Origin of the sequence: Bradyrhizobium xenonodulans (assembly GCF_027594865.1) — a bacterium.
In the GTDB taxonomy this organism is placed as follows: domain Bacteria; phylum Pseudomonadota; class Alphaproteobacteria; order Rhizobiales; family Xanthobacteraceae; genus Bradyrhizobium; species Bradyrhizobium xenonodulans.
On record NZ_CP089391.1, the window covers coordinates 8,152,205 to 8,169,997 of the forward strand.

Below are 17,793 nucleotides of genomic sequence, written 5' to 3' on the forward strand. Positions count from 1 at the left end.
TACGCAATGTCGTTCGTAAGGGAAAAGCTCGAATAAAGTTCTAATAGAGATGTCGAAAATCAGCAGGCGCGCGGCCGTGCCTGCCGGCGCCGAGGTCCCGCCAGGCGCGAGCGCGCGATTTGAAATGACACTTCTCATTCAATGGCTTGGGCGCCGTCGAGCCGGCATGAGAGTCTCGGACGTGTCTTCTCGCGACTCCGTGTCGCGCATATCCGTAGTGTCACGGCAACGGCCGCGCCTTGTGCCGCGCACGCCGGCCAATTCCCCAGAGCGACAGGTTCCACACGATGCAAGTGCCGAGCGCGAGACAAAGACCGACGGCAGAGCCGAACCACACCACCGCAACGTGCATGACGGCGATTGCCATGCCGAAACCGAGCAGCCCCCAGGCCGAATTGGCGAGTACCGCAGCGGTCGGCGGACCGCCGATGCGCGGATGCAGGATCACCATGATGCTGGAAAACACCACGGGATACAGCGCGATGATGCCGCTGATCCGCGGGCCGACCCAGCCCGACGTCGAGACCACGATGGCGACGAGGGTTGCGACCAGCGCAGCCCGCATCGGCACGTCGTACCAGCGGCGCGTCACCAGCGGCATCTTCACGTGGCGATAGCCCGCGAGCAGCGGAATGCAGATGCCGAACGCGATCAAATTGGCGGCGAGCCCGGCGCTGAGCGTCCAGTCGAATTGCCGGATGATCGAGGCGAGCACGATCCAGACCGCAACGGCGCTGCCGCAACTCGCGACAAGACCGTGCCGCTGCGACAGCACGACATAGGTGAGGCACATGAAGATCGTCGCCGCATTGACCGGCAGGCTCGCCAGCGCACCCTGCGCGATGAAGGCGGCGTCATGGTCGAGCGCGAGGAAGACATAGGACGGACCGGCGGAGACCGGCAGGGTCGCGACCAGCGCGCCGATCACCGGCCCCGAGCGTTCGGTGATGATCGACGCCGTCACGACGAACGCCGCCGCGATCGCCATGCGCAGGAGGAGGAAGAGGAGGAAGTGGAGGTCGGGGGACATCAGGCGCGGGATGATTTTTTGTTGAAGCGTATTATCCGCGGAGTCGTTCACCTCTCCTGTAGGGAGAGGTCGATTTGCGCAGCAAATCGGGTGAGGGCTTCAGGTCCCACGAGAGAGCACAGGCCCCTCACCCGCGCCTTCGGCGCGACCTCTCCCGATGGGAGAGGTGGACAGCTCACATCCGCTGCATCGACACCGAAACCTTCGGGCCGTTCTTGATGGTTTGATAGACCACGCAATAGCGCTCGGTGAGTTTCAGCAACAGATCGAGCTTGTCCTGCGGCGCATCGGTGTCGACCTCGAAGCGCAGCCGGATCTCGGCGAAGCCGACCGGGGTCTCCTTGTCGACGCCGAGCGTGCCGCGAAAATCGAGATCGCCCTCGGCATAGACGTTGCCGGTCTTCAACGGCACTTCGATCGCGGTCGCGACCGATTTCAGTGTGACGCCAGCGCAGGCGACCAGCGCTTCCAGCAGCATGTCGCCGGAGCAGAGCTCGAGGCCGGAGCCGCCGGTGGCCGGATGCAGACCGGCAAGCGCGATGGCACGGCCGGTCTCGACCTTGCAGGCGATGCCTTCGCTGTCGGTCGAGCCCTTGGCCTTCAGCGTGATCATCGCGGTCTTGGGATCGGTCTTGTAGCGCTCCTTGATCGGAGCCTGCATCTGGCGCAGTTGGGCAGCGTCCATTGTCGTTCTCTCCCGGAAAAATCGCTTCCCGATGTACCGGCTCAGAGGGACATTGTCACCACCACATGGCCTGACCGGGACCCTGGGTTGCGTCACGGTCGGGCACGCTGCGGTCGAGCGAACGGTCGAGTGACGTCAGCACACTTCGCTTGAAATTCTCGAACAGCGGCGAGTTGCGATCGCGCGGGCGCCCCAGATTGATCTCGATCTGGTCGAACAGCCGGCCCGGCCGCGGCCGCATCACCAGCACGCGGTCGGCCAGCACGACGGCTTCGTCGACGTCATGTGTGACGAGGATCAAGGTGGGGCGCGTGTCGGCCCAGAGGTCGAGCAGGTGATCCTGAAGGTCGCGGCGCGTGAAGGCGTCGAGCGCGGAGAACGGTTCGTCGAGCAGCAGCACTTCGGGCTGCGGCACCAGCGCACGCGCAATCGCGACGCGCTGCGCCTGCCCGCCGGAGAGCTCGCGCGGCCAGGCCTGCGCCTTGTCGGCGAGGCCGACGCGCGCGAGCGCACGCGCCACCTTCTCGCGGCGTTCCGCTGCGGGCAGGTCAGCGAGGCCGAAGCCGATATTGTCGGCGACGCTGAGCCAGGGCAAAAGCCGCGGCTCCTGGAAGATGATGCCGATCTTGGCGTGCGGCGAGCCGATCGCCTCGCTGTCGAGCGTCACCGAGCCGGAGCTGGCGCGGTCGAGGCCGGCAATGGCACGCAGCAGCGTGGACTTGCCGCAGCCGGAGCCACCGATGATGGCGACGATCTCGCCCTGCCTGATCTCGGCGGAGAAGCGCGCCAGCGCCTGCACACCGTTGGGATAGGTCTTGCTGACCCGGTCGAGCGCCAGCATCGCTTAACTCTCCCTGGCGCGCCCGAAGGCGTCCTGCCAGCGCAGGAACGGCGCGGCCGCGACCTCGATCAGCCAGTCGGTGAGCTTGCCGAGAATGGCGAAGATCACGATGGCGGCGAGGATCTGCGCGGGCTTGCCGAGCTGCTGGCCGTCGAGCAGGAGATAGCCGAGGCCTTCTGAGGCGCCGATCAATTCGGCCGCGACCACGAACATCCACCCCAAGCCGAGGCCGACGCGCAGGGACACGACGTAAGCCGGCAACACGGCAGGCAACAGGATGCGGCGGATCATGGCGAAGCCGGAGAGGCGGAAGGTGCGACCTACCTCGACGATCTTGCGATCGACGGAGAGGATCGCGCCCATCACGCCGAGATAGACCGGGAAGAACACGCCGACCGCGATCAGCGCGATCTTCGAAGTCTCGAAGATGCCGAGCCACAGGATGAACAGCGGCACCCAGGCGAGCGACGGGATCGCGCGCAGGGCCTGCACGGTCGGATCGAGCAGCCGGCGCGCCAGCGACCAATAGCCGGAGATGGCCCCTAACAGCGTTCCCGCGACCACGCCGAAGGCGAAGCCGAGACCGACGCGCCACAGCGTCGCGGCAATATGGCGAAGCAGCTCGCCGGAGCGGGCAAGCTCGGTGATGGTGGCAAACACGCGCGAGGGCGGCGGCACCAGCCGGCCGTTGGACCAGCCGAACCAGACCACGAACTCCCAGCCGAGCGCGAGGATGAGCGGCAGCAACACGCCCAGCATCGGCCGCGCATAGCGCGCGATGCGCGACGGCGCGGCGGCGCTCTCGGCGGGTTCCGATGATTGCTGCAGGACGGGCGCGTCGGAAATCATGGCCGGTAGGAAGCGCGTCTGGTCGGGGAATGCAACACTACTCTTGCCGCGCCCTCCGCTGTCGTCCCGGACAAGCGCAGCGGAGCGGAGCGCAGATCCGGGATCCATAATTGCAGGCCGATGTGATTACGGGGACCCGGAGTGACCGTCTTCGCGCCAAACTACTCCCTGTGGTTATGGGTCCCGGGTTCGCTTCGCGCCCCGGGACGACGGAGTTTGTTGCGCGCGCTTACCGACCTAATTCGTCGGCAGCGGGACCTGGTCGTCGATCAGGGCATCCAGCGTCGCCTTCACGTCGACCTTGGCGTCGACGACGCCGGCTTGCTGGAGCGCGAGGCCGGCGGCGAGGATTGACTCGCGCTGGGGTGCGCCGATGCGGCTGTGGGTGAGCTCGGTGCGCTCCTTGAGCTGCTTGTCGACGACGGCCTCCGGCAGTTTTGTGACCGCGATGAAGGTCTTCTTGAGCTCGTCGTAATTCGCCAGTGAGTACTTTCGCGCTTCCTCATACACAGCGAGCACGCGGCGGGCGGCGTCCGGATGATCCTTCAGGAACTGCTCGCGCACATTGAGGATGCCCCAGGTGTTGGCGTCGGCCTTACGATAGAACAGCTTTGCGCCCTCCTCGACCTCGGCCTGCGCCATCATCGGATCGAGCCCGGCCCAGGCATCGACGTCGCCCCGGATCAGCGCGGTCTTGCCGTCGGCGTGCTGGAGCAGCACCGGCGTGATGTCCTTTTCGGTGAGGCCGGCACCGAGCAGCGCACGCACCAGGAAGATGTGCGGATCGGTGCCGCGCGTCACCGCGACGCGCTTGCCCTTGAGGTCGGCAACGCTGGCAATCTTGGAATCCTTGCCCGTCACCAGCGCGGTCCATTCGGGACGCGAATAGACATAGATCGACTTGATCGGATTGCCGTTGATGCGCGCGACCAGCGCCGCAGACCCCGCGGTCGAGCCGAAATCGATCGAGCCGGCGTTGAGGAATTCAAGCGCCTTGTTGGAGCCGGCCGACTGCACCCAGGTGACGGTGATGCCGTCCTTGGCGAACTCCTTCTCGAGCAGCCCCTTCTGTTTCAGGACCATCGACACCGGATTGTAGGTCGCCCAGTCGATCCGGATTTCCTTGAGCGGATCGGCCGCCTTTGCCGCAGGGGTCACGGCGAGCGCCATTGCTCCCGCCAGCAGAATGCGTCGTGTCATCCCGGTCATGCTCAGCCTCCTCCAAAACTTCATTGTTTTTCAATGAGTTACATCTAGAGGTCAACGAGAAAATCCACCCCTTGAAAGCGCGCCGCCCGAGAACAATTTTGCCCGAGGCCGCGGCTTTCCAGCATGGAACGACTATTGCCAGAGAATGGCGGGTGACAGCGCCTGCCACCTCTTATATCCGGTGAAGCATGGACAGCGTCGCGACTGAGGACAAGCAAGAGGTGGACGATCGCTTCGACACCGCGCGGATCACCGCCGCGGTCGATGCGCTTGCCGAAAAGCACGAGGGACGCGAGGACGCGTTCCGCACGGCCATGGCGCAGTTGCTGAAGGCCGAGCTGATCGCGGCGCGCGCGGCAGCACAGGCGATCCTGCTGAAGGACCGTCACGGCCGTCGCTGTGCCGAACGGCTGTGCCATGTGCAGGACGAGATCATCCGCATCCTCTATTCGGCCGCGACCCGTCACCTCTACCGCTCGCCGATTCCGACCGGGGCCGAGCGCATGGCGGTGGTCGCGACCGGCGGCTACGGCCGCGGCCTGATGGCGCCGGAATCCGACATCGATCTGCTGTTCATCCTGCCCTACAAGCAGACCGCCTGGGGCGAGCAGGTCGCCGAAGCCATCCTCTATTGCCTCTGGGACATGGGCTTGAAGGTCGGCCACGCCACGCGCTCGGTCGACGAATCGATCCGCCAGGCACGCGGCGACATGACCATCCGCACCGCGATCCTGGAGACGCGCTTCCTCACCGGCGACCAGCCGCTCTATGACGAGCTGGTCGAGCGCTTCGACAAGGACGTGGTGCAGGGCACCGCGTCCGAGTTCGTCACCGCAAAGCTCGCCGAGCGCGAGGAACGCCACCGCCGCGGCGGCCAGTCGCGCTATCTGGTCGAGCCCAACGTCAAGGACGGCAAGGGGGCGCTACGCGACCTGCACACGCTGTTCTGGATCGCCAAATACGTCTACCGCGTGCGCGACACCGACGAGTTGGTCGAGCGTGGCGTGTTCGACGCGCAGGAATACCGCACCTTCCGCCGCTGCGCCGACTTCCTCTGGTCGGTGCGCTGCAACCTGCATTTCTACTCCGGCCGGCCTGAGGAGCGCCTCTCCTTCGATCTCCAGCGCGAGATCGCGATCCGGCTCGGCTATACCTCGCATCCGGGCATGCAGGACGTCGAGCGCTTCATGAAGCACTACTTCCTGGTCGCCAAGGAAGTCGGCAACCTCACCGCCATCCTCTGCGCCAAGCTCGAGGACCAGCAGGCCAAGCCCGCGCCGGTGTTGAGCCGGATGATGGCACGGCTGCGCCCCACCCCGGTGAAGCGGCGCGTCCCCGACAGCGACGACTTCATCGTCGACAACAACCGCATCAACGTCGCCGCGCCCGACGTCTTCAAGCACGATCCGGTCAATTTGATCCGCATCTTCCGCCTGGCGCAGAAGAACAACCTCGCCTTCCATCCGGACGCGATGCGCGACGTGACGCGCTCGCTCGGCCTGATCAACGCGCAGCTCCGCGAGAATCCCGAGGCCAACCGTCTGTTCATGGAGATCCTGACCTCCGACAATGCCGAGATCGTGCTGCGGCGGATGAACGAAACCGGCGTGCTCGGCCATTTCATCCGCGCCTTCGGCAAGATCGTCTCGATGATGCAGTTCAACATGTATCATCACTACACGGTGGACGAGCATTTGATCCGCTGCGTCGGCTTCCTTCAGGACATCGAGCGCGGTGGCATCGAGGAATTCGCGCTGGCCAGCGATTTGATGCGCAAGATCCGGCCCGAGCATCGTTCGGTGATCTATATCGTGACGCTCCTGCACGACATCGCCAAGGGCCGGCCGGAGGATCACTCGATCGCGGGCGCCAAGGTGGCGCGCCGGCTCTGCCCGCGGCTCGGCTTCAGCGCGGCCGACACCGAGCTCATCGCCTGGCTGATCGAGGAGCACCTGACGATGTCCACGGTCGCGCAGTCGCGCGATCTGTCCGACCGCAAGACCATCGAGAATTTCGCCGCCGTGGTGCAGTCGGTCGAGCAGATGAAATTGCTCACGATCCTGACCACCGCCGACATCCGCGGCGTCGGTCCCGGCGTGTGGAACGGCTGGAAGGCGCAGTTGCTGCGCTCACTGTATTACGAGACTGAGCCGGTGCTGACCGGCGGCTTCTCGGAAGTCGACCGCGGCAAGCGCCTCACGGCCGCCTACGGCGAATTCCGCAACGCCTTCGCTGAGTGGCCGGCGGACGAGCTCGATGCCTATATCGGCCGGCACTATCCGGCCTATTGGCTCAAGGTCGAGCTGCCACGAAAAATCCGCCACGCCCGCTTCGTCCGCTCCAGCGAGCAGGCCGGCCACAAGCTCGCGATCAATGTCGGCTTCGACGAGGTGCGCGGCGTCACCGAGCTGACGATCTTCGCGGCCGACCATCCCTGGCTGCTCTCGATCATTGCAGGCGCCTGCGCCTCGGCCGGTGCCAACATCGTCGACGCGCAGATCTACACCACGACCGACGGCCGCGCGCTCGACACGATCTCGATCTCGCGGGAATACGACCGCGACGAGGACGAGGGAAGGCGCGCCACCCGCATCGGCGAGATGATCGAGGACGTGCTGGAAGGCAAGCTGCGGCTGCCCGAAGTGGTGGCGCGGCGCACCGTGCGCAGCAAGGCGCGGCCGTTCGTGATCGAGCCTGAGGTGACCATCAACAACCAATGGTCCGACCGCTACACCGTGATCGAGGTGTCCGGCCTCGACCGCCCCGGCCTGCTCTACGAGCTGACCACCGCGATCTCCAAGCTCAACCTCAACATCGCCTCGGCCCATGTCGCGACCTTCGGCGAGCGTGCGCGCGACGTGTTCTACGTCACCGACCTCCTGGGCGCACAGATCAACGCGCCGACGCGCCAGGCCGCGATCAAGAGCGCGCTGACCCATGTGATGGCCGGCGACAAGGCGGTCGCGGCACCGGCGGCGTGAGGCTGGCTTCGTGTGCAGGATCGTATTCGACCTGCCTTACTCGTCTCCAGAACTAACCATGGTCGTATGGCTAACACTCAGATCTTAAGTGCGTGATTTTCTTCTAAGTATTGGACCGCCTTTTCGAGCGCGCGCATAATATGCAGCTCGTTCGTGCCCATCACATAGCGGCCTGTCATTTGCACATCGATTGGCAAATCGCTGTACGGAGGCTTGGGCTTAATTTTCTGACCGGTCTCGTCCGTAAAACTCAATGGGTATCTAAAATCCCGTCCCTCTCCGAGAAAGGTCCCCTTCGAACCATAGTTCTTGATTTTACCATTGAACGTCTCGCTTCCAATGATCCGCTCGAGCTCTCGGAGGAGGCTGGCGCGCTTTTTTGTGATCTTCACGATTTCCTCGTTAGTCGTACGCCGCTCACATGCAGAGCGGCTTCTAACATGCACATTATCACGCACCTCTAGCGCCGCGGCGCCTACGCGGCTGATCGGGGTTTATCGCCCGAAAGACGTGCTTGTAGCCTTCCACCGACATCTCGAAAAATTCTACACGCAGCTCATCAAGCTGCTGGATGATTTGCGAGCGATGTTGTGGATCGATGCGAGAGCCGAAATATATCGCGGTTACAACTCTCTCGTCATCGTAGCTGTTCTGGCCGACACGGCCCATAACTCGCCACTCGCGCTCATATGACCAGTTGGCCTTCTTATGTGAGAGAATCTTAATGGCGGAGTTTCTGCTATTAAGTGCTTCGTCTGGGCCTATTGGCGGTGGGGAATCGCCGTACGCAACTCTCGCCACACGAACATCGCGAGGTAATCCATCGATCAGTGCCTGCGTCTTGTACTGAACGCAGATACCCGCGTAGTTGTCCGCATAGTGCGCCCACATTAATTCATTCGCGTTCGTTTCGCTGAAGCAGGCAATTCCGTGATCGCTCTTTGCGTCATAGATGCGACGGACGACTCTCTTGAAGTCCTCTGTCCCACGCAGCCCCTCTGTGGGATCGTAAAATCCCTCCATGGCGTCATTCATGCGTTCGAAATTGGGGCAGTAGAGGTAAGCCTCTCGGATCGAGTGAACCTCCTGAACTAGGCTCTCTTCTCTACGCGACAGCGAGCGGTACCGATATAGGTATGGCGGCAAGACCGGGGGTTCAACGCGGGCCATCGGAAACCGTTTTAGACGATTGAATACTCCGCGATTACAATCCCAACGTTAGTTCGCCGTCAATAGACTGCGTCAGTTCATGTTACGCTCGCGGCTTTCAAACCCAATCTTGGCTTCGGTGCTAGTGATGACAGGCTAAGGGTGGCGCCCTCCCTTCAAACCTCCACCCCCTCATGCCGGAGCAGCCAGCGCTTGCGCTCGAGGCCGCCGCCGTATTTCACCAGCGAACCATCGGCACCGATCAGGCGATGGCACGGCAGCACCACGCTGATCGGGTTGGAGCCGTTGGCGTGGCCGACGGCGCGAATGGCCTTGGGCATGTCGATCCTTGCGGCCAGCGCGCCGTAGCTCATCGTGGTGCCCGCAGGGATTTTCGCGAGCGCGGTCCAGACCTTTTGCTGGAACGACGTGCCGGCGATGCGCCAGACGATGCCTGAGAGCTGGCCGAGATCGCCTTCGAAATAATTCGACAGCGCAGTCCGCATCCGCGTCGGCGCAGGCTGGTCGCTGAGATCCACCACGCCGTAATGCAGGCGCAACAGCTCGCGCATGCGATGCTCGTAATCCTCCCAGTCGAGCGCGCGCAGGGCGCCCTCGGCATCGGTGACGAGCAGGGCGATCCCGATCGGCGTCGCCAGCCGATCGAGACCGAAGCGTTCGAGCGTTCTTGTTGGTCGAGCGGCCATTGCGGCACCCTTGCATGGAAACACGCCCGTCGCACTTGCCATGCCGGCTGTGCTAACGTCCACCCGAAAGCTGACGCTTTGGGGGAGCTCAACTTGATTCTGATCGCGAATATCCTGGTGGCGCTGGTCGCCACGCTGCACGTCTTTTTCCTGATCCTGGAGATGTTCCTCTGGGACAAGCCGCTGGGCTTGAAGGTCTTCCGCAATTCGCCTGAGAAGGCCGAGATCACGAAAGTGCTGGCCGCCAATCAGGGGCTCTATAACGGCTTCCTGGCCGCCGGCCTGATCTGGAGTCTGGTGCACGGCAATCCAGCCTTCGCATTCCAGGTCAAGGCGTTCTTCCTGCTGTGCGTGATCGTGGCCGGCGCCTATGGCGCGGCAACCGTCAGCACGCGGATCCTGATGGTGCAGGCGCTGCCGGCAGTCATCGCACTGCTCGCGCTTTACTTCGCCTGAGACGCTACGGCGCAGCGCCGCGCTCCTTGCGCCGCGCGCCGCCTTCCTCCACAATCTTCGGCAGCGATGGCGACCGTTGCAATCAACGGAAAAAGACCGTCGGCCGGAAATTCCGTCAGGAGGAACAACCCAACATGACCAATCGCAGAGCCTTCATAACTGCCACGGCAGCGCTCGCCGTCACGTTCTCCGCCAGCCAAGCCCTCGCCCAGAAGAAATACGACACCGGCGCGAGCGACACCGAGATCAAGATCGGCCAGACCGTGCCGTTCTCCGGCGCCTATTCCGTCTACGCCAATATCGGCAAGACGCAGGCCGCCTACATCAAGATGATCAACGACCAGGGCGGCATCAACGGCCGCAAGATCAACCTGATCCAGTATGACGACGCCTATTCACCGCCGAAGACGGTCGAGCAGGTGCGCAAGCTCGTCGAAGGCGACGAGGTGCTGTTCACCTTCCAGCTCATCGGCACTGCGGCCAACGCCGCCGTGCAAAAATATCTCAACGGCAAGAAGGTGCCGCAATTGCTGGCCTCGACCGGCGCGGCGCGCTTCAACGATCCGCAGAACTTCCCCTGGACCATGGCCTACAATCCCAACTACGTGTCCGAGGGCCGGATCTACGCCAAGTACATCCTCAAGGAGCATCCGAACGCCAAGATCGGCGTGCTCTACCAGAACGACGACATGGGCCGCGACTATCTCGCCGGCCTCAAGAGCGGTCTCGGCGACAAGGCCAGCATGATCGTCGGCGAGGTCTCCTACGAGGTCACCGATCCCACAGTCGACTCGCAAGTGGTCAAGCTGAAGTCGATGGGGGTCGATCTGTTCTATGACGCCTCGACGCCGAAATTCGCGGCACAGGCCATCAAGAAGCTCGCCGATCTCGGCTGGACCCCGGTGCATATCCTCGACATCAATGCGAGCCCGGTGTCGGCGACCCTGAAACCGGCCGGCCTCGACATCTCCAAGGGCATCATCTCGACCAATTACGGCAAGGACCCCGGCGATCCCCAATGGAAGGACGACGCTGGCGTGAAGGCTTTCTTCGCCTTCATGGACAAGTATTTCCCGGAAGGCGACAAGCTCAACACCATCAATACCTACGCCTATTCGGTGGCCGAGCTCCTCGTGCAGGTGCTGAAGCAATGCGGCGACGACCTGACGCGTGAGAACGTCATGAAGCAGGCTGCCAGCATCAAGGCCTACACGCCGAGCCTCGCGCTGCCCGGCATCAAGATCAGCACCGGCCCGAACGACTATCGCGTCAACAAGCAGATGCAGATGATGAAGTTCAACGGCGAGCGCTGGGAGCTGTTCGGCCCGATCATCGAGGACAACGGCCCGTCGGGTTAGGAAGACAACGCACGCATCATAGGGTGGGCAAAGGCGCCAAGCGCCGTGCCCACCCTACGAGCTAGGAAGGTATCTCCCCGAAATTCTTCCCGACCGGCAGCACGGCATGGCGGATCAGCCGCGAGTCTTCCACCGCTGCCTGCCGGTGCTTCACCGCCTCGCGGTAGACCGGATCGCGGATCATCTCGACGAAGGCTGAGACGCTTGGATATTCGGCGATGAAGCAATGGTCCCAGCGTTCGTCCTGCGGGCCGATCAACATCAGCTCGAACCTGCCTTGCCAGACGATGCGGCCGCCGAGGCGTTCGAACACCGGGCCGCTCTCGCGGCCATAGGCCGCATAGGCTTCCGCGCCGCTGGCCTTGCGGCCGTCAGGATAGGCGGCGTCCTTGCGCAGCCGCACCAGGTTGAGCATGTGGATCGGGCCGGGGCGATCGTTGTCCCGGAATTGCGCAAAGATCTCCTTGGTCGGATCGATATGGCCCATGCCTGTTCCCTCTCGTTTTTATGGGGACGATCCTAGCTTCGCCGCCTCGTAAGCGGAACTGCGGCCAAGGAATGCCCCATCTCCTAATCACGCGTTAACGCCGGGGTAACCGGGCCTTAAACAGCGACCGCTAGCGTGCGGCAGGGCGGGCTGACCGGGCGTTTCGCGTATGGGGTTGGGAAAGAAAAAGGGTGGGCGGAAGGAGCCGTTGTTCGGCTTGCCTGCTGCACTCGCCGATCTGCGCCTGACAGCTGCGGACCGGATTCCCAATGCCGAGGACAAGCCGAAGAAATCCGCGAAATCATCTGCCAAACGCAAGAGCGACGATGCCGGCGACGAGCCGCCGCGCGAACGCAAGCCGCAAGCCAGCCGCAGCGGCGCCAAGCGCCGCTCGAAATCGCGTTTCGGTGCCGGTCTCGGCCGCCTGGTCTATTGGGGCGCCGTACTGAGCCTGTGGGGCGTGATCGCCGTGATCGGCGTCATCATCTATGTCGGCGCCCATCTGCCGCCGATCCAGTCGCTGGAGATTCCAAAACGCCCGCCGACGATCCAGATCGTCGGCATCGACGGCAGCATGCTGGCGCAGCGCGGCGAGATGGCCGGCGCCAACATCGCGCTGAAGGATCTGCCGCCGTACTTGCCGAAGGCGTTCATCGCCATCGAGGACCGCCGCTTCTATTCGCATTTCGGCATCGATCCGGTCGGCATCCTGCGCGCCCTCGTCACCAACGTGCTCCATCGCGGCGTGTCGCAGGGCGGCTCGACGCTGACGCAGCAGCTCGCCAAGAACCTGTTCCTGACTCAGGAGCGCACCATGCAGCGCAAGCTGCAGGAGGCTGAGCTGGCGATCTGGCTGGAGCGCAAGCACTCCAAGGACGAGATCCTGGAGCTCTATCTCAACCGCGTCTATTTCGGCTCCGGCGCCTACGGTGTCGAGGCCGCCGCGCAGAAATATTTCGGCAAGTCGGCCAAGAGCATCACCGTGGCGGAGGCCGCGATGCTGGCCGGCCTCGTCAAATCGCCGTCGCGCCTTGCGCCGAACCGCAATCCGGAAGGCGCGGAAGCGCGCGCGAAAATCGTGCTGGCGGCGATGGCGGATGCAAAGTTCATCACCGAAGCGCAGGCGCAGGCCTCGATCGGCCATCCCTCCTACAATGTGAAGCCGGCCGGCGCCGGCACGGTGAATTACGTCGCCGACTGGATCGGCGAGGTCTTGGACGATCTGGTCGGCCAGATCGACGAGAGCATCAAGGTCGAGACCACGATCGATCCGAAGCTCCAGGGCGTGGCGGAAGCCGCGATCATCGACGAGCTCGCAGCCAAGAGTGTGAAGTTCAATGTCAGCCAGGGCGCGCTGGTGGCGATGACGCCCGACGGCGCGGTGCGCGCCATGGTCGGCGGGCGGAACTATTCCGACAGCCAGTACAACCGCGCAGTCACGGCCAAACGCCAGCCGGGCTCCTCGTTCAAGCCGTTCGTCTATCTGACGGCGCTCGAGCAGGGCCTGACGCCTGATACCATCCGCCAGGACGCGCCGATCGAGGTCAAGGGCTGGCGACCCGAGAACTACACCCACGAATATTTCGGCGCGGTGACGCTGACCCAGGCGCTGGCGATGTCGCTCAACACGGTCGCGATCCGCCTCGGCCTCGAGGTCGGGCCGAAGAACGTGGTGCGCACTGCGCACCGGCTCGGCATCTCCTCGAAGCTCGAACCCAACGCGTCGATCGCGCTCGGCACCTCCGAAGTCTCGGTGGTCGAGCTGGTCGGCGCCTATGCGCCGTTCGCCAATGGCGGCCTCGCGGTGGCGCCGCATGTCGTCACGCGGATCAGGACGCTCAGCGGCAAGCTGCTCTACATGCGCCAGCCTGAAGAGCGCAACCAGGTCATCGACCTCCGCTATGTCGGCATGATGAACACGATGATGCGGGAGACGCTGATATCAGGCACCGCCAAGAAGGCGGAGATCCCCGGCTGGCCGGCGGCCGGCAAGACCGGCACCAGCCAGGATTACCGCGACGCCTGGTTCATCGGCTACACCGCCAACCTCGTCACCGGCGTCTGGCTCGGCAATGACGACAACTCGCCGACCAAGAAAGCCACGGGCGGCGGCCTGCCGGTGGAAGTGTGGACGCGCTTCATGAAGACGGCGCACGAGGGCGTGCCGGTAGCGGCCTTGCCGAGTTCGCAGGGCACCTGGGGCCTGTCGAACCTCGCGCAGGCGGCCTCGCAAGTGTCGCCGCCGACACCGGCCGCGCCCGGCCCTGCAGCGGTGAACAGCGGCGGCTATCGCCCGCCGCCGCCGACACGCGCCAATGTGCGGCCGGAAGCAGCCGCAGGGCTCGACGGCTGGCTGATGGACCGGCTGTTCGGCGGCAATCGATAGATTCGTGTTGAGGTTCTGAGCGCCTCAAAACAAAACTGCGAAAACAACCCCATGCACAGTAGCCGGTGATAGCAGAATCAACGGCTTACGCAGGTCGCAAGACGGCTCATTCCGGCAGCACGGCCATTTGACACGTCGGGCAAAACAGCAGCGATCCGCCATCATCCCGAACACGTCCGCGATCTCCGCTATCCCTCCTCGCCACCAGTCTCGTCTTCGGCAAGTCCTGCCTATGGCGGCAAGATTCTCCGCGAGCAGCGGCTCTCTCAACGCGAAAACACCAGTCTCTTCAAGCTCCCGTCAGCGGCCCGGAATTTGCTCTCATGGGTTGAGTGAGTGGTGAGGAGCGTTCGATGATGTCAGGTGTATCCAGCGCAGCGTTGCCCCATCTGCGGCCCGCGTCGACGTCCGCTTCAAATGCGACATCGAGTCTTCAGCCGGTGGTACCGGATGCGACTGACGCTGCGACCAGCGGCTTCCGGCTCGACGTCTCGCAGGTCAAGCCGCTGTCAGGCGCCAAGGGGATATCGGCGGCGGATCATCCTGACCTGCGCGACCTCATGGCAACGAACTGGCTGATGACTCACGAGGCGAGCGCGGATCAACCGGCCGTCGCGGACAATGCGCCGGAGAACACCTATGCCCAGGTGAAGGTTGGCGGCAAGGTGGTGGCTACTCTGTACAACGGCGGCTCCTCGGTGATGACCAACGCGGCGGCCGCAACGATCGGCAAACTCGAGGATCCTCCGGGTCTGGGTGGACCTGATCTGGCGCAGTGGCGGGCCGACCAATACGCAGCGCGGCTCGGCGGCACCGTCGAGAAGGCGCCCACCGCGATCACGCAATCGCAATGGATCCCGCGTGAAAGCGTGTCCACGACCTATAGCCGCGAACAGCTCGACGCAGCCTTCCAGGCGATGCTGGCCGAGGGCCAGAAGGCTAGCGCGCAACGGCAATCAGCCTATCTGGCGTCGCGCGCGCAGGCGGGGACGAGCGCAGATGTGAGTGCTTGATCTGAAATGACTTGAGGACACGCCTTAAGGTACGCAGGGCGCGACCTCATTCTCCGCCGTCATTCCCCGCGAAAGCGGGGAATCCAGTACGCCGCGGCTTCTCGATTCGATCACTACGGTCTCTGGAATACTGGATCGCCCGCTTTCGCGGGCGATGACAGTCTTTGCCAGGATAGCGGCGCGGCCTAATCCTCGACTGCGCCCTACTCCTCGATCCCGTACCGGTGCAGATCGTTCCCGTAGGTGTCGAGCCACTTCTTGGCGCGCTCCATCGACGGGCAGACCTTGCCGCAGACGCGCCAGAAGCGGGCCGAGTGGTTCATCTCGACGAGATGGGCGACCTCGTGGGCGGCGAGGTAGTCGAGCACGAAGGGCGGCGCGAGGATCAGGCGCCAGGAGAACGACAGTGAGCCTGCCGAGGTGCAGGAGCCCCAGCGGCTGGACTGATCACGGATCGAGAGCCGCTTGACCTTGACGCCGAGCTCGGCGGCGTGGGTCTCCGCCGAACGCTGAAGATCCTTGCGCGCCTCGCGCTTGAGGAAGTCGCTGACGCGGCGGTCGACATGATCGAGACCACCGGCGACGCAGAGAATCTTTTCACCGCTGTCACGCGTCTCGGTCCACACCGTGCCGCGGCTGCCTGCGCGATGAACGATGCGATGGGCCGTGCCGCGCAGCGGTATCACTGTGCCAGGCTGGAACGGTGCGGCCTTCGGCAAGCGCCCGAGACGCGCTGCGATCCACGCGCCGTGACGCGTCGCGAAGTCCTTCGCTTCAGCGAGCGTGCCGCGCGGCGGGATGGTGAGGATGGCTTCGCGGTCGCTCGGATGGATTCTGAGCGTGTAACGACGCGCTCGGCGGTGTCTTCGCAGGCGAATCGCAAAGAATTGCGATCCATGAGTGATGACGAGGGTCTTTGGTTCGTGGGGCCGACGATAGAGGAGCGCGCGAGTGGCCATGTCTGTCAGTCCGGGGGGCAGGAGGGCGCCCGGATTCTGCCATAACCGCCGCCAGGGAAAGCGCTCGGCGCAAAAACAAATCATTTGCCCAATATACAGCGGTCTAGCGTCCGGGAGACCCTACAGACTGGGGTTGGAACCCGGTTTTTTCGCCCCCGCTGGACGCATGCGACACCCCCAAGGGGTGAGGTAAGACTCACTCCTAGAAAGCTACCTAAATACCGCGAATCTGGAGAGATCCAGGCGCTGTCGGAACCGCCGACAGGGCCCGGATTTTCGACGGGAAAGCCGAAATACGCGACTATTCGGCTGCAATCGCCTGCAACGAGGCCGGATTCGCTGCCGAGACCATGAAGTCGTGAATCCGCGGCACGATTTCCGACTTGAAACGCGATCCGTTGAACACGCCGTAATGTCCGACGCCCTTCTGGACGTAATGAACGCGGCGGTGATCGGGAATCGCGCTGCACAAAGTGTGCGTCGCTTCGGTCTGACCGAGACCCGAGATGTCGTCGTTCTCGCCTTCGACCGTCATCAGCGCGACGCGCGTGACCTTGGAGGGATCGACGCGGGTTCCACGATGGGTCATCTCGCCCTTCGGCAGTGAGTGCTTCACGAACACGGTGTCGACGGTCTGGAGATAATACTCGGCGGAGAGATCCATCACCGCGAGATATTCGTCGTAGAAGTCGCGATGCTTGTCGACGAGGTCGCCGTCGCCCTTCACCAGATTGGCGAACAGACGCTTGTGAGCGTCCATATGCCGGTCGAGATTCATGCTGATGAAGCCGTTGAGCTGCAAAAAGCCGGGATAAACGTCGCGCATCATGCCCGGATGCGGGAACGGCACCTTGGTGATGACGGTGTTGCGGAACCAGTCGATGCCGCGCTCCTGGGCGAGCTTGTTCACCGCGGTCGGATTGCGGCGGGTGTCGATCGGGCCGCCCATCAGCGTCATCGAGGTCGGCACGAAGGGATCGCGCCGCGCTTCCATGATCGAAACAGCGGCGACGACAGGCACGGAGGGCTGGCACACCGCCAGCACATGCGTATTGCCGCCGAGGACGTGCAGCATCTCGATGACGTAGTCGATGTAATCGTCGAGATCGAAGCGGCCTTCGCTCAAGGGCACCATGCGGGCATCGGCCCAGTCGGTGATGTAGACCTCATGCGCGGGCAGCAAGGCCTCGACCGTGCCGCGCAGCAGCGTCGCATAGTGGCCGGACATCGGCGCCACGATCAGCACGCGCGGCTGCGGGCTGCGCAGCGGACGGGTGAACTTGCGATCGAAATAGAGCAACCTGCAGAACGGCTTTTCCCAGACCGAGCGGACCTCGACGGGGACGCGAATGCCGTTGACCTCGGTGTCGTTGAGGCCCCATTCCGGCTTGCCGTAACGGCGCGTGGTGCGCTCGAACAATTCGCAGGCCGCGGCGACCGACTTTCCGACCTCGGTGCGTGCCCACGGGTTGAGCGGATTCTGAAACAGAAGTTTGGTCGCGTCAGTGATCGCGCGCGCCGGATTGAGAGAGGCCTGCCCCATCTCGTACATCCAGTACATCGGCGTCGTTAGAACCGGACTGCCTTCGGCCGACAGGGGCGGCGCACCAAACTCACCAATAGGCATCGTTATATTCCTCTTCGCATCGCAGCATACTGCCGAATGCGTAATATTGCGTCAAT

16 protein-coding genes are annotated in these 17,793 nt (G+C 63.6%); 5 read left to right on the plus strand and 11 right to left on the minus strand.

Translation table 11 applies throughout. From position 1 onward, the window contains the following. Positions 1-220: 220 nt before the first annotated feature. From I3J27_RS38450 to I3J27_RS38470, 5 genes are all read right to left on the minus strand, one after another. A complete protein-coding gene (locus I3J27_RS38450; RefSeq protein ID WP_270172988.1) occupies positions 221-1,030 on the minus strand; it encodes a hypothetical protein in 810 nt (269 codons plus the stop codon). A gap of 175 nt (positions 1,031-1,205) precedes the next feature. Then, a complete protein-coding gene (locus I3J27_RS38455) occupies positions 1,206-1,715 on the minus strand; it encodes an OsmC family protein (RefSeq protein WP_270164013.1) in 510 nt (169 codons plus the stop codon). A gap of 55 nt (positions 1,716-1,770) precedes the next feature. After that, positions 1,771-2,556, minus strand: coding sequence for an ABC transporter ATP-binding protein (locus I3J27_RS38460; protein WP_270164014.1), 786 nt, complete (start codon positions 2,554-2,556; stop codon positions 1,771-1,773). Between the two features lie 3 nt (positions 2,557-2,559). After that, positions 2,560-3,405, minus strand: a complete 846-nt coding sequence (locus tag I3J27_RS38465; protein WP_270164015.1) for an ABC transporter permease — start codon at positions 3,403-3,405, stop codon at positions 2,560-2,562. Positions 3,406-3,642: 237 nt separating this feature from the next. Continuing rightward, positions 3,643-4,614 (minus strand): aliphatic sulfonate ABC transporter substrate-binding protein, encoded by a 972-nt coding sequence (locus tag I3J27_RS38470; protein ID WP_270164016.1) that lies wholly within the window; start codon positions 4,612-4,614, stop codon positions 3,643-3,645. 188 nt (positions 4,615-4,802) lie between these two features. Here I3J27_RS38470 and I3J27_RS38475 point away from each other — a divergent pair, with 188 nt between their 5' ends. After that, on the plus strand, positions 4,803-7,595 hold the full coding sequence (locus I3J27_RS38475; protein WP_270164017.1) for a [protein-PII] uridylyltransferase: 2,793 nt from the start codon (positions 4,803-4,805) through the stop codon (positions 7,593-7,595). A gap of 77 nt (positions 7,596-7,672) precedes the next feature. Here the strand turns inward: I3J27_RS38475 and I3J27_RS38480 are convergent, their stop codons facing one another. From I3J27_RS38480 to I3J27_RS38490, 3 genes are all read right to left on the minus strand, one after another. Beyond that, positions 7,673-7,987: a hypothetical protein gene (locus I3J27_RS38480; protein ID WP_270164018.1), complete on the minus strand. Its 315-nt coding sequence runs from the start codon at positions 7,985-7,987 to the stop codon at positions 7,673-7,675. A gap of 58 nt (positions 7,988-8,045) precedes the next feature. Then, entirely contained in the window at positions 8,046-8,630 is a 585-nt protein-coding gene (locus I3J27_RS38485; RefSeq protein WP_270164019.1) for a DUF2971 domain-containing protein, read from the minus strand. A 290-nt stretch (positions 8,631-8,920) separates the two neighbouring features. Then, positions 8,921-9,451 carry a methylated-DNA--[protein]-cysteine S-methyltransferase gene (locus I3J27_RS38490; protein ID WP_270164020.1) on the minus strand — a complete coding sequence of 177 codons (531 nt, stop codon included), beginning with the start codon at positions 9,449-9,451 and terminating at the stop codon, positions 8,921-8,923. A gap of 99 nt (positions 9,452-9,550) precedes the next feature. Between I3J27_RS38490 and I3J27_RS38495 the strand changes: the two genes are divergently transcribed. Both I3J27_RS38495 and I3J27_RS38500 read left to right on the plus strand, forming a co-directional pair. Beyond that, a complete protein-coding gene (locus I3J27_RS38495) occupies positions 9,551-9,907 on the plus strand; it encodes a DUF1304 domain-containing protein (RefSeq protein ID WP_270172989.1) in 357 nt (118 codons plus the stop codon). Positions 9,908-10,041: 134 nt separating this feature from the next. After that, positions 10,042-11,265 (plus strand): ABC transporter substrate-binding protein, encoded by a 1,224-nt coding sequence (locus I3J27_RS38500; RefSeq protein WP_270164021.1) that lies wholly within the window; start codon positions 10,042-10,044, stop codon positions 11,263-11,265. Positions 11,266-11,326: 61 nt separating this feature from the next. Here I3J27_RS38500 and I3J27_RS38505 read toward each other — a convergent pair whose 3' ends face one another. Then, positions 11,327-11,752 carry a DUF1330 domain-containing protein gene (locus tag I3J27_RS38505; RefSeq protein WP_270164022.1) on the minus strand — a complete coding sequence of 142 codons (426 nt, stop codon included), beginning with the start codon at positions 11,750-11,752 and terminating at the stop codon, positions 11,327-11,329. A 169-nt stretch (positions 11,753-11,921) separates the two neighbouring features. Between I3J27_RS38505 and I3J27_RS38510 the strand changes: the two genes are divergently transcribed. Both I3J27_RS38510 and I3J27_RS38515 read left to right on the plus strand, forming a co-directional pair. Then, on the plus strand, positions 11,922-14,138 hold the full coding sequence (locus I3J27_RS38510) for a transglycosylase domain-containing protein (RefSeq protein ID WP_270164023.1): 2,217 nt from the start codon (positions 11,922-11,924) through the stop codon (positions 14,136-14,138). 353 nt (positions 14,139-14,491) lie between these two features. Continuing rightward, positions 14,492-15,151, plus strand: a complete 660-nt coding sequence (locus I3J27_RS38515; protein WP_270164024.1) for a hypothetical protein — start codon at positions 14,492-14,494, stop codon at positions 15,149-15,151. Between the two features lie 203 nt (positions 15,152-15,354). Here the strand turns inward: I3J27_RS38515 and I3J27_RS38520 are convergent, their stop codons facing one another. Both I3J27_RS38520 and I3J27_RS38525 read right to left on the minus strand, forming a co-directional pair. Beyond that, the gene (locus tag I3J27_RS38520; protein ID WP_270164025.1) at positions 15,355-16,194 is read right to left on the minus strand and encodes a M48 family metallopeptidase; all 840 of its coding nucleotides are present in this window, start codon (positions 16,192-16,194) and stop codon (positions 15,355-15,357) included. Between the two features lie 217 nt (positions 16,195-16,411). Further along, positions 16,412-17,737 (minus strand): polyhydroxyalkanoate depolymerase, encoded by a 1,326-nt coding sequence (locus tag I3J27_RS38525; RefSeq protein ID WP_270164026.1) that lies wholly within the window; start codon positions 17,735-17,737, stop codon positions 16,412-16,414. Positions 17,738-17,793 lie beyond the last annotated feature (56 nt).

What these genes read in the sequence shown, in the direction of transcription:
- I3J27_RS38510 (WP_270164023.1), top strand. Translation starts at nt 11,922, where the DNA reads ATGGGGTTGGGAAAGAAAAAGGGTGGGCGGAAGGAGCCGTTGTTCGGC.
- I3J27_RS38450 (WP_270172988.1), bottom strand. Translation starts at nt 1,030, where the DNA reads ATGTCCCCCGACCTCCACTTCCTCCTCTTCCTCCTCCTGCGCATGGCG.
- I3J27_RS38515 (WP_270164024.1), top strand. Translation starts at nt 14,492, where the DNA reads ATGATGTCAGGTGTATCCAGCGCAGCGTTGCCCCATCTGCGGCCCGCG.
- I3J27_RS38490 (WP_270164020.1), bottom strand. Translation starts at nt 9,451, where the DNA reads ATGGCCGCTCGACCAACAAGAACGCTCGAACGCTTCGGTCTCGATCGG.
- I3J27_RS38460 (WP_270164014.1), bottom strand. Translation starts at nt 2,556, where the DNA reads ATGCTGGCGCTCGACCGGGTCAGCAAGACCTATCCCAACGGTGTGCAG.
- I3J27_RS38455 (WP_270164013.1), bottom strand. Translation starts at nt 1,715, where the DNA reads ATGGACGCTGCCCAACTGCGCCAGATGCAGGCTCCGATCAAGGAGCGC.
- I3J27_RS38475 (WP_270164017.1), top strand. Translation starts at nt 4,803, where the DNA reads ATGGACAGCGTCGCGACTGAGGACAAGCAAGAGGTGGACGATCGCTTC.
- I3J27_RS38525 (WP_270164026.1), bottom strand. Translation starts at nt 17,737, where the DNA reads ATGCCTATTGGTGAGTTTGGTGCGCCGCCCCTGTCGGCCGAAGGCAGT.
- I3J27_RS38485 (WP_270164019.1), bottom strand. Translation starts at nt 8,630, where the DNA reads ATGAATGACGCCATGGAGGGATTTTACGATCCCACAGAGGGGCTGCGT.
- I3J27_RS38520 (WP_270164025.1), bottom strand. Translation starts at nt 16,194, where the DNA reads ATGATTTGTTTTTGCGCCGAGCGCTTTCCCTGGCGGCGGTTATGGCAG.
- I3J27_RS38470 (WP_270164016.1), bottom strand. Translation starts at nt 4,614, where the DNA reads ATGACCGGGATGACACGACGCATTCTGCTGGCGGGAGCAATGGCGCTC.
- I3J27_RS38500 (WP_270164021.1), top strand. Translation starts at nt 10,042, where the DNA reads ATGACCAATCGCAGAGCCTTCATAACTGCCACGGCAGCGCTCGCCGTC.
- I3J27_RS38465 (WP_270164015.1), bottom strand. Translation starts at nt 3,405, where the DNA reads ATGATTTCCGACGCGCCCGTCCTGCAGCAATCATCGGAACCCGCCGAG.
- I3J27_RS38505 (WP_270164022.1), bottom strand. Translation starts at nt 11,752, where the DNA reads ATGGGCCATATCGATCCGACCAAGGAGATCTTTGCGCAATTCCGGGAC.